The sequence below is a fragment of the Cryomorphaceae bacterium 1068 genome, from assembly GCA_027214385.1.
Taxonomy (GTDB): Bacteria; Bacteroidota; Bacteroidia; order Flavobacteriales_D; family Cryomorphaceae; genus JAKVAV01.
This window is the reverse complement of record JAPVXR010000008.1, coordinates 58,675-73,915: the sequence shown is the minus strand read 5'-3', so window position 1 is coordinate 73,915 and position 15,241 is coordinate 58,675. Positions and strand designations below refer to the sequence as shown.

Below are 15,241 nucleotides of genomic sequence, written 5' to 3'. Positions count from 1 at the left end.
CTTATTCTTTGATTGCTTCAATGATCGGACTTCCCGTCATTCCCGATGGAAAGGGAACACCCATAATCACACTAAGTGTGGGTGCTATGTCGCGAATGTTCGTTTCACGATAAGTCTTGCCTTTTTCAACTCCAAAACCATATAGCAAAAGAGGCACGTGCTGATCATAAACCCAAGGGCTTCCATGGGTTGTTCCGGTCTTGCCATAGCGCATCCATCCGCTTTCCAATACGAATACGACATCTCCCGAAAGGTAAGGGTGTAAGCCTCGCTGAAGATTCCCAATGGGAAACTCGGCAGAACCCGCCATCCGCACTCTTTCAGCTGAATATGCCGCATAAATTCCCGGGAATCTGCTGATCTCCATAGCCAAGTAGTCGGTCAAATCACTGATGGCTATTCCCGCTTCTTTCAACTTATCGAGATTCAAGAAAATTTGGTTTCCTTCCATTTCTTCGATCAACTCTTTCCCTAGAGAATGATAATCAAGCAAGACTTGCTCCAACAATGCCTTGCTTCCGCTTCGGTCAAAATATCCTCCCGGAAGGTTATTATCGATAGAAAACTGAGCCACATCAGCTGCTCCATGATCAGCCGTGAGCATAACGGTGTACTCTCCCTTACCAACGTATTTATCCAAAAAATCAAAAAACATTGCAAGGTCATTGTCCAACTTGAGGTACATATCTTCAATCTCCAAAGCTCTGGGGCCATAGGCATGCCCCATGTAATCCGGAGATGAAAAGCTTAGAGCTAGAAAGTCGGTAATTTCGTCTTGACCCAACTCTTCTTTAATGACTGCTGCCAGACCAAACTCAAGAATCAAACTATTGCCCCATGGAGATCTTTTTAAGACTTCCTCCGGATCGTTTTGCTCAGCCAGATCCAACAAATCTTTTGGGAGCGTAGGGTATTTCTCACCTTCGTAGAGAGATTCGTAGGGATTGTTATCAGGAAGACTGGCAGAGTAAGCTTCCTTAGCCAGTAATGGCTGCCAACCCTTCGCGAAGAAGGTATCCACCAGATTCAGATTATTAAAATCAGTGACCCACGTTGGTAACTCGTCCATGTAGTACGAACTCGTGATGAACTTTTTGTCGTTGTACCAATAGGATCCGTCGGCTAAGTGACCACCTGGCAAAATAGCCCCACGATCTTTCAGCGAAACGGCAATCACTTTCGATTTCTGATTCCAAAAAAGTTTGAGCTCATCGGTAACGGTCGTTGTCTTAAGATTCTTCGGGCTCATTTGGCCTGCAGCTTTATCTACGCCGACAGACCTCACACTCTTGTCTTGTACGCAGTACATTCCTTCTTTGGTAATGGGGTCGTACCAATCGTTTGCAACGATGGAGTGAATGGCCGGAGTGGTCCCTGTGTAAACTGATGCATGTCCGGGTCCGGTCGTCGTGGGCATATAAGAGAAACGATGATTGGCACCATAAAAACCTTTATACATGAGGCGCTTAAAACCACCTTCACCATATAAATCCGCATACCTAGTGAGGTAGTCGTTTCTCATTTGATCGACCACAATTCCAATGACCAATTTAGGACGATCGTCGGTGTCTTGCGCCAAAGTCAATACTGATAAGAAAACCGCTGCTACTATACCTAAAGTCCGTTTCATGCAATGAATTTTGAGAGGTAATACAAGATCACCATGCAGGCGACTAAACTAACCAAAACGTTGGCCCCCGCCATAAGAACATGACCTTCATGCAAAAGCTTAACGGTTTCATAACTGAAAGTAGAGAAGGTGCTGAAACCTCCGCAGAAGCCGATAACGGCAAATGAGATCCACCACCCTTTCATTCCATCTTTGGCGATAAGCCAAACGAAAAAACCGAGAGCGATACAGCTGAGAACATTTGCGGCTAGCGTACCCCATGGAAAAGAACTTGGAATAAGCCGCATCATAGCTCTTCCCGTCAGAAAGCGTGCGACTGAACCCAAGCCACCGCCCAAGAATATCGCAATGACATCTCTTACGGTAATTTCCATATGAACCGATTAAAGGTTTTGTAAACGAGCCAACCTATTGATGCTCCGAAAATGGCTCCGCAAGCAATATCAGCCGGGTAGTGTACCCCAAGATAAATACGTGTGTAAGCCACCAACCCCGAAAAAAGAAAAACAAAAGGAGCTGCTTTCGGGTAGGGCTTTCTAAACAACATGTAGAGAAAAGTTGCGATACCAAAGAAGTTGGTAGCGTGGGAACTCACGAAGCCATATTTGCCTCCGCGGTAGTCATTTACAGTGTGTACCAAATCATAGAGTTCCAAATTTCTCGAGGGACGGTATCGCTGAAAAACTTCCTTGAATAATTCAACCGAAAGTCGATCGCCGATGGTTACAACTATGGCGACACCAAGCAATGTCCATAGTGCCATTTTCCAATCATAAGCCTTGGCTATAGCCCAAAGGAAAAAGAGGTACAAAGGAATCCAAACCAGCTCGTCGCTCATATAGTACATGGGCTGGTCGAGCCAATCGACGTGTAGGCCGTTTAACCAGAGAAACAATTGCCGATCCCACTGTTCCAATTGCTCAATCATGGCTACGAATTGAGTTTTTTCCAGATTTTATCTTTGAGTTCCGACAACCCGATTTGCGCTACAGATGAAATGAAAACATATTCCACAGGTGGCATTTCAGCTTCCATTTCTGCTTTGAGCTCGTCGTCCAGCAGGTCACTTTTAGTGATGGCCAAAAGTCGATCCTTATCCAACAACTCAGGATTGTAAGCGGATAGTTCGTTTATCAGAATATCGTATTCCTTGGCAATGTCATCGCTATCGGCGGGCACCATAAACAGCAAGAGACTGTTCCGCTCGATATGCCTGAGAAAACGGGTTCCCAAGCCTTTTCCTTTGCTGGCACCCTCGATAATACCCGGAATATCGGCCATAATGAAAGAGCGATCATTTCGGTAACTCACTATTCCCAAATTGGGAACAAGCGTCGTGAAAGGGTAATTGGCAATTTCAGGTTTCGCTGCGGTAATGACAGAAAGGAGAGTTGACTTTCCAGCATTTGGGAAACCGACCAAACCGACATCGGCCAAGACCTTAAGCTCAAGAATTCTCCAAGCTTCTTGTTCGTCTTCTCCGGGCTGTGAAAAACGCGGCGTTTGGTGAGTAGATGTTTTGAAATGAGCGTTTCCTTGTCCACCACGCCCACCTTCGAGCAAAATGAACTCTTGCCCGTCATCCGTGATTTCTATCAGCACTTCTCCCGTGTCAGGGTCTTTGGCGACCGTTCCAAGCGGAACCTCAACATAGGCGTCTTGCCCCGACTTTCCCGTACTCGTTTGTTTACCACCGGACTCGCCATGCTCAGCTTTAATATGCTTGCGGTATTTGAGGTGGAGTAGTGTCCAAAGCTGCGCGTTTCCGCGAATGATCACGTGACCACCACGTCCGCCATCTCCACCATCAGGACCTCCTTTTGATGTCAGCTTATCGCGAAAAAGGTGTTTACTCCCTGCTCCGCCTTTTCCGGAGCGGCAATGGATTTTTACGTAATCGACGAAGTTGCGATTACTCATGGCTGCTTATCGCGTCGACTAATTTCTCGCTGATCTCGTCAATCGATCCGATTCCGTCTACTTCTTCGTATTTATTCTGAGCCTTGTAATAATCGGCTACGGGTGCTGTTTCCGTCTTGTAAACTGCTATTCTATTGGCAATGATTTCCGGATTGGCATCATCCGTTCTCCCACTTACCTCTGCTCGCTTTTTCAAACGTTCTTTTAGTTCGTTGTCTTCTACGCTTAAAGCGAGCATCACGGTAATAGCTGTACCTTTTAATTCTAAAAAAGAATCCAAGGCACCGGCCTGAGCAGTAGTACGAGGAAAGCCATCGAAGATGAATCCGTTGGCATCTGAATGGGCGTCAACTTCGGCCTCCAGCATTTTGATAGTCACCTCATCAGGAACAAGCTCACCTTTATCGATATAGCTTTTGGCCAGATCACCCAGCTCTGTATGTTGCTTAATGTTTCGGCGAAAAATGTCGCCCGTTGAAAGATGAACCAAGTTGTGTTTTTCAACGATTTTTTCGGCTTGTGTACCTTTTCCCGCTCCTGGAGGGCCGAATAGAACCAAGTTGATCATAATCAAGATTTAATTTGATAAATATCGTTTAAGTTTCTTCCCAAGCCGTCGTAGTCCAGGCCGTAGCCCACCACAAATAGATTCGGAATATCAAATGCTGTAAAGTCAGGTTTCCTGTTACCGATAAACGCATCAGGCTTGTAGAGCAATGAAGCCACTTTAATGGAAGCGGCATTCTTCTCCTTCAAAATTTCCATCAAATAATCGAGGGTATGCCCCGTATCTACAATATCTTCCAAAATCACAACGTGCTTATTACTCAGTTCGGAATTGAGTGACATCAAGTCGGAAATCTTTCCACTGGATTCAGTGCCACGGTATGAAGAGAGCTTGATAAAATTCACCTCGGCATTGAACTCGATGTATTTCATCAAGTCTGAGATAAAACGGAAGCAACCATTCAAAACACCCACAAAAACGGTGTCTTTTCCTTCGCACTCTGCGGCCAGTTTGGTTGCCATTTCGGCTATGGCACTTTGAATCTTTTCTTCCTCAAGGTAAAGAACAAACTCTTTGTCGTGAAGGGTTACTGAATGCATACCTGTCATTTTTGGAATGGCGAAGGTAGTGAATCCTATTGCCTTTCGCGAAAGGAGTCCCCAAGGTTTTCTCCACTTCTATTCACATCAAGGATGATTAGCATCTATGCCAAATTGATATCAGTAAAGAAACCCACAACATTTCACATTAAGCTTATCTTTGCCCGCATGTCAAAAGCGCCATACCACAAGGATTTTAAGCTAGGTGTACTGGGAGGAGGCCAGCTGGGAAGGATGATGCAGCAAGAAGCTGTGAATCTCGATATCAAATTGGCTTGTCTCGACCCAAATGAAAATGCACCCTGTGCGAAACTGGTTCCCGAATTTGTAACGGGAAGTTTCAACGATGAGGAAACGGTCTATCAATTCGGTAAGAACAAAGACCTCATCACGGTAGAAATCGAGCATGTCAGCATCCCCGCATTGAAGAGACTTCAGGCAGAAGGAATCAAAGTATATCCGCAGCCCGAGCTACTGGAAATCGTTCAAGATAAAGGCCTGCAAAAAGAGTTTTACCGTGAAAATGGCATTCCGACGGCAGAGTATCGGTTGATCGATTCGAAAGCCGAGCTTGGAGATCACAAAGACTTTTTGCCTTTTGCTCAGAAGCTCAGAAAAGGAGGATATGATGGGAAAGGGGTTCAAATCATTCGCACCGAAGCTGATTTTGAGAAAGCTTTCGACTCTCCCTGTGTATTGGAAAAATTTGTTGCTTTCGAAAAAGAATTGGCAGTAATCGCCGCTAGAAATGAGCAAGGCGAAACCTCAGGTTTCCCTGCGGTAGAGCTTGAGTTTAACCCTGAAGCCAATTTGGTAGAACTGCTTTTTGCCCCTGCCGAAATCACTGAAGAGATTGAAAAGAAAGCACTCGAAATTGCAATGCAAACCATTGATGCTTTCGGCTTTGTAGGCATTTTAGCGGTAGAACTATTTCTAAATAGGGATGGTGAGATTTTGGTAAATGAAGTAGCTCCCCGACCACACAATTCGGGTCATCACACGATCGAAGCAAATATTACGTCGCAGTATGCTCAGCATTTGCGCTGCATATTGGGATTGCCACTCGGCGACACTACCCTCCGAGTACCCGCCGCAATGGTCAACCTGCTGGGCGAAGCAAATTTTTCGGGCCCCGCTCGATACGAAGGCCTCGAAGATGCACTTGCTGAAAGCGGAGTTTATATTCACCTTTACGGGAAAGCTGAAACCAAGCCTTTTCGAAAGATGGGCCACGTTACTATTACTGCCGAAAGTGCTGAAAAGGCTCGCCATCTCGCTCATAAAATTAAAGACACCATTAAAGTAAAATCCGAATAATCATGGTAGGAATCATCATGGGTAGCAAAAGCGACCTTCCCGTAATGCAAGAGGCAGCGGATGTTTTGGACGAATTAAACGTCCCTTACAAAATGGAAATCGTTAGTGCGCATCGCACTCCTGAGCGCATGTACGAGTACGCCAAAACTGCCGAAGAGAATGGTATTCGAGTGATTATCGCAGGTGCCGGTGGCGCGGCTCACCTGCCGGGAATGACGGCTTCAATTACACCACTTCCCGTAATTGGTGTTCCTGTGAAAAGCCGAAATAGCATCGATGGCTGGGATTCGGTATTGAGCATTTTGCAGATGCCAGGAGGTGTTCCCGTCGCAACCGTGGCATTGGATGGCGCCAAGAATGCAGGTATTTTAGCCGCGCAGATACTGGGAACTGGAAATGAAGATTTAAGAAGACGAATTTCCGACTTCAAAGAAGGATTGAAGCAAAAGGTACTGAAAGACGCTCAGAATCTAGGCTAGACTTCTACGCTGAACCGATAGACACAAGTCGATCGATAGGTATCACCCGGTCGCAAAATGACCGAAGGAAACTCGGGGTGATGAACGCTATCAGGAAAATGTTGGGTTTCGAGACAGAACGCTGAATGTCGCCCGTATACTTTCCCATCTTTCCCGTTCACTTCTCGATCCATGGCTTTTCCACAAAAAAATTGAACGCCTGGCTCATCGGTTAAGATTTCCATCGTTCTACCCGAAACGGGCTCCATTACTTTTGCGATTGAGCGAATTCCTTCACCCTCGGGAATGAAGTTATTGTCGAAACCATCCCCAATTTTAAGTTGGTCATTTTCTTGAATGAGCAGGTCTGAAATACGTTTTGGCTGTCTCAAGTCAAAAATGGTTCCTTCCACTTTATCGAATCTCCCGATTGGCAGTTGCTCCGAATTATTTGGCAAGTATTGAGAAGCATGAATCTGAAAAATATGCCCATCAATCTTCCCGTTACCCGCTCCATTCAAATTGAAATAGGAATGATTGGTAAGGTTGACCGGAGTAACTTTGTCGGTGATGGCCTCATAAGAGATTTTCAGACCGTCTTGATCTGTTAATGAGTAAACCAGCTTCACCTCAAGATTGCCCGGGTAACCTTCCTCTCCATCGGGAGAGCGATAGCTAAAAGTGATTTGTGAATCATCCACAGAGAGAACTCGCCAAATCTTTGAATGAAATCCGGTCGGGCCGCCGTGAATGTGATTTCTACCTTCGTTAGCCGAGAGTTCGAAACGTTCCCCATCTATCATGAAAGCTGCTCCCCCGATGCGGTTGGCTACTCTACCGACTATGCTTCCAAAAAAGGTCTCGGGTCCTTGAAAATATTCTTCGATGGTATCAAAGCCAAGAACGACATCCTCTAACTTTCCATCTCGATCGGGAACAAGCAGACGAATAATTCGGCAACCGTAATTGGTCACTTCGCATTGCAGTCCTGAATTCGTTTTCAGCCAATGGCGGGTAATTCCGCTAGGTGCATTCATATCTGCATGATCCCTCATCTATCGCTGGGTTGAATCTGGTTTATGACATTAGAGCGAACCGTACTCTTTAATAATCTGCTGCTCGGTCTCTTCCAATGATTTGAAAACTTCGAAGGTTCTCCCCTGCGTGCGTTGCGCTCCAAGGGCATTAGCAAACTTGACAGCTCTTACATAATCATCGGCCCTATCGAGCAGTCCAAAACCTAATCCACCAGCAAATGAGTCACCGCAACCGGTCGTGTCTACAACATGCTCTACGCGGATCGCTTTTACCACTTGTTGGTGCACCTCGTTCTTGTCTTCATAAAAAACCGCGCTACCACTTGAATCCAATGTCACGATGAGTGACTTTAGCCCATGTCTGATTGCATGTTCCGCGAAAGCAGGAAGATGACTGATATCTTGATCATCAAAAGGCTTAAGCTTCGTTTCGTCGATCTCCTTATCGAACCAGCAGCAGTTTGACTCTTCCAGATTCATTTTCAACACGTCAATGTATGGCAGCCATTCATCTCGATCAATCCAAAATTTAAGAATTCGATCTCCTAGCGTAGTCACCGTATTAGTGGGCCCATGGGCGTCGAAAATGACCACCCCGCTGCTGTTCGCTTTGATGTGTTGCAGGGTGTGAATAGGCACTTCGTAGTCGGAGATGGGAACACAAACAAAGGCATTGCAATGCATCAACCCATCTAAATCATTAGGGACTATAGGGTTCATAAATCCCGTTTGTTTCTCTATCCGATTGTTTTGATCTACAAATCGCAATCGAATCACATCACCTTGATCGGCATCGCACTTGATATAATCAGTATTGATATTGGGAAAATCGGCAAGGATGACTTTGATATCCTCTAGATCTTGCTTTCTGACGTGAGAAACCAAATGAACCTGTCCTTTTCCTTCCAACAGTCTAGATAAACCAATGGCCGTATGCATGGCACACCCAAACTTCTCTATCACTTCTCCGTGATGCGTTGTAATGTGATCTCTGGGAATCGGCCCCAAAACCGCGACATTATAATTCGCCATATTCAATTTTCTATTTGTCAAATATAGGGCAACTCTGCACTATTGGCTATTTGGATTGCGACGCTGCCGCATTTGATGTAATACTGAGAAAGAAATTCAGTGATATTATTCACCAAACGTAAGTTTTACTGCATTTATCTTTGCACAATGCAGGTTCCAGAAAAGAAAGAAAAAATCATCAAAGAGGCAAAGAACAGAGTTATCATTGCCTTTATTGCCTCGGTAACACTAGGTTTGGCTCCATTTTTTCCTGAGCCCCACCTTTTTGGAAAATGGAGATGGCTTCTTGGTGGTGCGGAAGGCATGCAAGCTATGGACTGGTTTGATCTGGTATTGCATACTAGCCCTTGGGTTTATCTGATTTACAGTCTTGCAAACTACATAAGATTGACTCGGACAGCCAGATAGCTCAAATCGTTTTTTGAAGCTTTCAATTTAATACCAGCTTAATACTTTGCGTCGAATGAGATTCGTATTTTGCCCTCGAATCCAATCATTTGAAGAAGCTACTTTTCATAATCACATTCATTCCATTGCTCGTATGGGGCCAGAGTGGAACTGACCCTGTAGGCGCCCGACCTGCAGGAATGGCTAATTCGGCATTGACTTTCACCGATATCTGGAGCAGCTTTCATAATCAGGCTGGTCTAGGATATGTTGAAAGCATCACGGCCGGTGTTTTTTACGAGAATCGATTTTTGGTAGACGGGATGTCTTTCGCAGGATTTGCAGGAGCATCACCTTTAGGCAATGGAGCAATCGGGGTGAACTACAGCAATTTTGGCTTTGGTGCTTACAACGAAGGAAAAATAGGATTAGCCTACGGGATGAAGCTCGCTGAGCGATTTTCGATTGGCGTGCAGCTCAACTACCACACAACACGCATAGCTGCTCAGGACTATGGGAGTGCGGGTGCTCTTACAGCTGAAGTAGGTGTGAGAATGGAAGTTTCCGAACGGGTGACTGTGGCAGCACATCTATTCAACCCGACAAGAACCACATTGATCGACAATGGCGAGAGCGCCATTCCCGATGAAAAAATTCCGACGTTGATTCGACTTGGTGCAGGATACCAAATCAGCGATGACCTCCTTCTAGCGGGGGAAGTGGAAAAAGACATCGATCAGAACGCACTTTTTCGAGGTGGTATCGAGTACCAACCAGTCGATGTTCTTTATCTGCGCATAGGTGCTTCCTCCGAACCGAGCCTATTTAGCTTTGGGTTGGGCGTAAAGTTTGACAGCTTCCAGTTTGACTTGGCTTCGAGCTATAGCAGCATACTCGGCTACTCACCGCAAGTTTCGCTGACTTACAATCCTGGTAAAAAATGAGGCATCTCGTCCTCATAATTCTCTTCGTCTTCTCCCTCACTCAAGTTTGGGCCCAGCCCGATCAAAAGGTTGACAGAGGAAATATCATCGAGCAGCGAATTGAGCAAATAGCCGAAGCGGCGGAAGACGAAAACCTAGATTACACCACTCTTTTTGAGCAATTGGCAGTTTACCTGGATTTCCCTCTGAATTTGAATACAGCTTCAATCGATGACTTGTACGGCCTTGGACTTCTTACAAACGGACAAATATTGGAGTTCTTGGATTACCGAAAGGAATACGGACAACTCTTCTCACTCTACGAACTGGCCTTTATAGATGGTTGGGATCAAGCTACGGCTGAACTCATTCTCCCCTTTGTAAAAGTTAGCTTAGACGAGACGAGAGAGAAAATCACCCTTCAGAGAATGCGGGACTACGGTAAAAGCGAGATCGTCGTTCGCTGGCAGCGAATACTCGAAGACCAAGCCGGATATGCGCCGATCAGCCCGGAAGATTTAGCAGAAAGCCCTAACTCCAGATACTTAGGGTCTCCTGACAAGCTCTTTGCCAGGTATCGCTACCGTTACGGCGATCGCATCAGCTTTGGGATGACCGCCGAAAAAGACAACGGGGAAGAATTCTTTCGCGGCAGTCAACCCAATGGATTTGACTTTTACTCTGGCCATGTCTATTTGAAAGATTTCGGGATGGTCAAACAACTCGCCATTGGAGACTATCAAGCTCAATTCGGGCAGGGATTGACTTTCTGGTCGGGGCTGGGATTCAATCGAAAAAGCTCTTTTTCTGTTAGTACGGCTCAAGATGGAAGGGGAATTACACCTTATACATCCATCAATGAAAACCTCTTTTTGAGAGGGGGAGCTGTAACGCTCAATCAAGGAAAGTTTGATTTCACTGCTTTCTATTCAGGCAAGCGGATCGACGGAAATCTGGCTGATCTTGAACCGAATGACTCTCTGGATTTTTCGGAGCCTGAGCTTCTCATCACTAGCTTCCAAGAAACGGGATTTCACCGCACGGCGAATGAAATTGCAGATAAGGACGCCATTTTTCAAAAGCATTATGGTGGGCACCTGCAATACCGCACCTCCAATCTTCAAGTGGGAGTGACAGCAGCTCACATGCAATTGGACGGAGAAATAAACCGTAACACGGATTTCTACAGCCAGTTCCGTTTCAACGGAAAAGAAAACACCACTGTGGGAGCTGACTATTTTTTCAGAGTAGCCAACTTCAGATTCTTCGGAGAAACAGCGCGAAGCGCGAACGGAGGATTTGCTACAATTAATGGTATAAATATAGAAATGAATCCGCGGCTCTTGGTGAACATCACTCAGCGCTACTATGAAAAAGATTTTCAAGGAGTAGCTTCTGTGGGATTCGGCGAAGGATCTTTGGTTGAGAATGAAAGTGGAGTTTACATGGGCGTTGAATTTCGGCCGTTCAAGCGATGGAAGATCAATGCCTACATCGACCAGTTCAAATTCCCATGGCTTCGCTACCAAACGGATGCACCATCTAACGGATATGACTTCTTCGGACAATTGGAATACCAAGCTTCGGGAAGAACCAATATCTACTTGAGGTACCGAGATCGCTTACGCCAAACCAATACGCGCAGTGATGTGGATGGAGCCGATTTCTTGGTGGATAATCCACGCAAGAACCTACGTGTTAATTTCAGCCATAGAGCCACCCGACAAATCAGACTACGCTCGAGAATTGAACTGACTGAATTTGGTCGTGGAGACGAACCAACTTCCAGAGGTTTTATGGCCTATCAAGATATCATTTGGGAGGTAAGTAAATTGCCTCTGCGGATTGCTGCGAGATACGCTCTATTCGATACGGATAATTTTGATTCCCGTATTTATGCTTACGAAAATGACGTGCTGTATTTCTTTTCTATTCCCGCCTACAGTGGAAGAGGAACCAGAGCCTACATTCTAATGAAATATGAAGTGAGTCGCAATCTCGATGTTTGGGTACGCTGGGCGCAAACCTATTTCACTGATCGTCAAGTGGTAGGATCGGGATTGGAGGAAATCCAAGGTAATACCCGCTCTGAAGTGAAGTTCCAACTCAGGTATACGTTCTGAGCCTATTGAACAATCAGATTCTTCGAAATTGGTTTATCACCTTCCGAGCGAATAAGGTAAACTCCATTTGCCAAATCGGAAACATCAAAAGAAATCTGACCGGAAGCATCGGTGTATCCCGATTTAAGCATACGACCGTCTAAACCGAAAATCTTTACAGGAATCTGCTCCAAATCTGAATTTCTAACAACTACGTTTACGACATCCGCACTCGGATTTGGCCAAATTGAAATACCGGCATCCATAAACATATTGGACGGGGTGCTGAAACTCGCAGCAGCCGAGTATGGACCACGGAGAGTTTCTGAACAAATAGCCCTGACCCGCCATTGGTACGTCGACCCTTGAATTAGTCCATTGACTGTTTTTGAAGTCTGCCCGTTCTGAATAATTATTGAAACAGGAGACCCCCCTACTCTTCTGCCCTGCAGCTGGTAGCCCAATACGCCGCTCACCGGAGCCCAGCTCAATGTAGCTGAAGAGGGGCTATTCACCGTTGAAACGAGATTGCCTGGAGTACCACATATGACCTCATTACTGATTGGAATGAAGTAGTCGTTTCCATTGTTATTATCCCAAGTATCATTGTCATAATGAATAACAAAATTGACACCTTGTATTTCCTGTGCAGGATTATTGAAAGGTCCGATTTCCAATGAAACAACTCCATCAATAGATCCTGACATTTGCGTTTCCACGGCTTCAGAAGATGGCCAATCCGTTGTCCCTGCCGGTTGATAAACCGAAATCGGACCATTCCAAGAACCTCCCGCTGTTTGGATTCCCCAGTGAAGTTTAGCTCCTTGACTCACTCCTCCTACGTAAACTGTAATCATTTCATTTGAAGTTGGGGCAGATGGAGTCCATGATACGCCGTCAGGTACTCCCTCCGTTGTGAAGTTTATCTTGTAGTCGTTCCCATTGTTGTTATCCCATGTATCGTCATCAAAGTGTACGACAAAATCAATGGCATCAGCGACTTGAGCAGGATTATCAAACGGCCCAATATTAAGCGTAAGGTTTGCAGCAGTATCCGGACCTAAAAACTGTGTCTCTACAGCTCCTGAACCAGGCCAAGGCGTAGTGCCTGATGGTTGATAACCCGCTAATGGTGTTACGAAAGTTTCTCCATTCTCAGAAACTCCCCAATGCAGTTTTGCACCTTGGTTTGCATCAGTCACGGTAATGGTGATGACATCTGTAAGCTCCGGGTTTTGAGGAGTCCATGAGACAGTGTAATCATCACCGCCACCTCCATTATTTACCGGAGTACTTTCGCCGACATAAACGTGCTGAATATCGGTTTTGGTCTCATTTCCATTCTCATCAACCACCACGACATAGTAGTCTACCAAGACTTCGCTCAGGCCTTCTATTTTAGCGTAATATTGGCTGGCAATGGCATCCGGCAGCACGAAGAAATCAATCTCGGGATTGTTCGTAATGTTACCTACTGGCATGACTCTTTCACTCATTGCGATCGTCACCCAATTACCAACACTTGAGCCACCTGCATAAGTCTCATTTTCATCATTACTCATCGGGTTCACTCCGTCTGCATCTATGCGGAAAGAAACATAGGCACTATCGATACCGGTGACATCGTAGGCCATCGTCCATACTGTGAAATCAGATGGATTATTGAAAGTTTGATAGCCGTAGTTTGGGCCGAACCCTGTGCCACCGGGATTGTAAGGATACCGTTGCGGCACAAAGACCGAGGGCGGTGTTTGGTCATTACCTGATTGACCTTGAATGACAGGTGCCGCGAGCGAAATGGCTTGATTGCAAGCGATGGTTTGCTTCACTTCCATATCGATGGAAGATCCATAGTACATGTAGCCGCTGGTGTAGCCGGGAAGTAGAAAATGCCAAGCCAACTCAGCATTGGAAGACTGAGGTCCAGGAAAAACGATGTCTTGCATATCCACTCCACCCGATAAGTCTTCCGCCATTTGCACATGGTTTTCAGCAGCAGTGAGCACTGCCCAATTGCGAACGTCTTCTGTCCAGCCATTGGGATCAAACTCATGCGTTTCGGAATCAAACTGAGGCCACATCCAATTAATAAATTGAGGGTGCCCCCAATCATTTGCCGCATTAACCCATGAGCCATCTTCAATGTGGACTACATCACTTTCGGGAACAGGGTGATCATTTAAGTACTGCTGAACCGTAGTGGGCACATATCCCTGATTTGCCGCTTGCGAAGCAAATCCGGGAACAGACTCCAAATAGTAGCTGAATCCGCCGCCAAAAGCATTGTCACCATCATGAGCTAACAAGACCAGTGAAGGTCTGGAAGGATCTTCATGGGGCTCAATAAAATTTTCAATATCGTCGGTACTCATTGGCGCAAAACCATCCTTGTAACTAAGCAAGTCTGCCATTGGAACTGCCACGATTCTGCTCTCCTCTCCCGTTTCAGGGTGTACATAACGCGCCCAGTGAGGCTGATAGCAAATAGGTGCCGCGAAAGTACCGCCGCGTCCATCAATTTGTCCGTTCCACCAATTGCTGCCCGATAAAGTTGTAACGTCTGCAGCATTTGGCGGATCGTAATTGGTTCCGCTCGTCCCAAAATTCAATGGGTAGTCCGCCAGCGTTCGCGCAATATGTGAGTTGGCAATAACAGTCCACTCTATTCCCTCCTCTACCAGAACATCGATTATTCTTTCGCTAAACGAACACTCTGCAGGCCAGTAACCTTTTGAATAATCAGGCGAGGAACCGAAGGTAGTTTGATACATTATTCGGTGTGCCTGAATTTGCTTTCGCAAAACTTCACGACTTACTAACGGACTCAGAGCGTGGTGATATGAAAAAGCGGTTAAGTCCATCCGCGGAAATCCATCTGAAGTGTTCCAGCCTCTCGCTGTCTCGAAATTATTTTCCCAGCTACCTGAATAACCCCATTGGTTGGAGTTCGCCAAACTGTTCACATTCTCGATAAGGCATCCTGAATAATTTACTTGAACCCCTGCCTCTGAATATGCGAGTAAAGTTTGCAAAGCATCCTTAGGTCTGTATTGGTATGCTGCCACTCGATCAGGCTTATTAAATATCTCTTCCAGATCATTGAGCGGGTGCGCCTGCCCGTCGGCATAATTGTTCTGCCCGCTGAATTTCATGTCATTGGACTCCTTGGCTGCTTGCCAATGAAAAGGATTAGCTGCGCTCGCGTCAGGCCAATAAATAGGCTGCTGCATATGCCAAAGCCATGTAGTATGAACTTGAGAATTTCCTGAGACAGAAATAAGTAGAGCAACTGCGAAAAAGAGTAAGAACTTCCTCATAAAGCTAAATT

At 45.7% G+C, this 15,241-nt stretch carries 12 protein-coding genes and 1 pseudogene; 5 read left to right on the top strand and 8 right to left on the bottom strand.

The window, feature by feature from the left end; genetic code table 11:
* Position 1: 1 nt before the first annotated feature.
* The 5 genes and pseudogenes from O3Q51_11230 to O3Q51_11210 form a co-directional block, all read right to left on the bottom strand.
* On the bottom strand, positions 2-1,630 hold the full coding sequence (locus O3Q51_11230; GenBank protein ID MCZ4409388.1) for an alkaline phosphatase family protein: 1,629 nt from the start codon (positions 1,628-1,630) through the stop codon (positions 2-4).
* Complete coding sequence (gene crcB / locus O3Q51_11225) at positions 1,627-2,004, bottom strand: fluoride efflux transporter CrcB (GenBank protein ID MCZ4409387.1); 378 nt, start codon at positions 2,002-2,004, stop codon at positions 1,627-1,629. Before crcB ends, O3Q51_11230 begins: the two co-directional genes overlap by 4 nt.
* On the bottom strand, positions 1,989-2,558 hold the full coding sequence (locus O3Q51_11220; protein ID MCZ4409386.1) for a phosphatase PAP2 family protein: 570 nt from the start codon (positions 2,556-2,558) through the stop codon (positions 1,989-1,991). Before O3Q51_11220 ends, crcB begins: the two co-directional genes overlap by 16 nt.
* A gap of 2 nt (positions 2,559-2,560) precedes the next feature.
* The gene (gene obgE / locus O3Q51_11215) at positions 2,561-3,550 is read right to left on the bottom strand and encodes a GTPase ObgE (GenBank protein ID MCZ4409385.1); all 990 of its coding nucleotides are present in this window, start codon (positions 3,548-3,550) and stop codon (positions 2,561-2,563) included.
* A pseudogene (locus O3Q51_11210) lies at positions 3,543-4,657 on the bottom strand (adenylate kinase). Before O3Q51_11210 ends, obgE begins: the two are co-directional and overlap by 8 nt.
* 168 nt (positions 4,658-4,825) lie before the next feature.
* Between O3Q51_11210 and O3Q51_11205 the strand changes: the two are divergent.
* Both O3Q51_11205 and purE read left to right on the top strand, forming a co-directional pair.
* A complete protein-coding gene (locus O3Q51_11205; protein ID MCZ4409384.1) occupies positions 4,826-5,974 on the top strand; it encodes a 5-(carboxyamino)imidazole ribonucleotide synthase in 1,149 nt (382 codons plus the stop codon).
* Between the two features lie 2 nt (positions 5,975-5,976).
* Positions 5,977-6,453, top strand: a complete 477-nt coding sequence (purE, locus tag O3Q51_11200; GenBank protein MCZ4409383.1) for a 5-(carboxyamino)imidazole ribonucleotide mutase — start codon at positions 5,977-5,979, stop codon at positions 6,451-6,453.
* On the opposite strand, the gene O3Q51_11195 is transcribed toward purE, so the two are convergent.
* Both O3Q51_11195 and O3Q51_11190 read right to left on the bottom strand, forming a co-directional pair.
* Positions 6,450-7,487: a galactose mutarotase gene (locus tag O3Q51_11195; GenBank protein ID MCZ4409382.1), complete on the bottom strand. Its 1,038-nt coding sequence runs from the start codon at positions 7,485-7,487 to the stop codon at positions 6,450-6,452. The genes purE and O3Q51_11195 overlap by 4 nt on opposite strands.
* Positions 7,488-7,517: 30 nt before the next feature.
* Entirely contained in the window at positions 7,518-8,501 is a 984-nt protein-coding gene (locus tag O3Q51_11190) for a PfkB family carbohydrate kinase (GenBank protein MCZ4409381.1), read from the bottom strand.
* Positions 8,502-8,648: 147 nt separating this feature from the next.
* Here O3Q51_11190 and O3Q51_11185 point away from each other — a divergent pair, with 147 nt between their 5' ends.
* The 3 genes from O3Q51_11185 to O3Q51_11175 all read left to right on the top strand — a co-directional run bounded on the left by O3Q51_11185 (position 8,649) and on the right by O3Q51_11175 (position 11,934).
* On the top strand, positions 8,649-8,909 hold the full coding sequence (locus O3Q51_11185) for a hypothetical protein (GenBank protein MCZ4409380.1): 261 nt from the start codon (positions 8,649-8,651) through the stop codon (positions 8,907-8,909).
* 89 nt (positions 8,910-8,998) lie between these two features.
* Complete coding sequence (locus O3Q51_11180; protein MCZ4409379.1) at positions 8,999-9,832, top strand: hypothetical protein; 834 nt, start codon at positions 8,999-9,001, stop codon at positions 9,830-9,832.
* A complete protein-coding gene (locus O3Q51_11175; protein ID MCZ4409378.1) occupies positions 9,829-11,934 on the top strand; it encodes a hypothetical protein in 2,106 nt (701 codons plus the stop codon). Before O3Q51_11180 ends, O3Q51_11175 begins: the two co-directional genes overlap by 4 nt.
* A 2-nt stretch (positions 11,935-11,936) precedes the next feature.
* On the opposite strand, the gene O3Q51_11170 is transcribed toward O3Q51_11175, so the two are convergent.
* On the bottom strand, positions 11,937-15,230 hold the full coding sequence (locus tag O3Q51_11170) for a fibronectin type III domain-containing protein (GenBank protein MCZ4409377.1): 3,294 nt from the start codon (positions 15,228-15,230) through the stop codon (positions 11,937-11,939).
* Between the last annotated feature and the right edge of the window lie 11 nt (positions 15,231-15,241).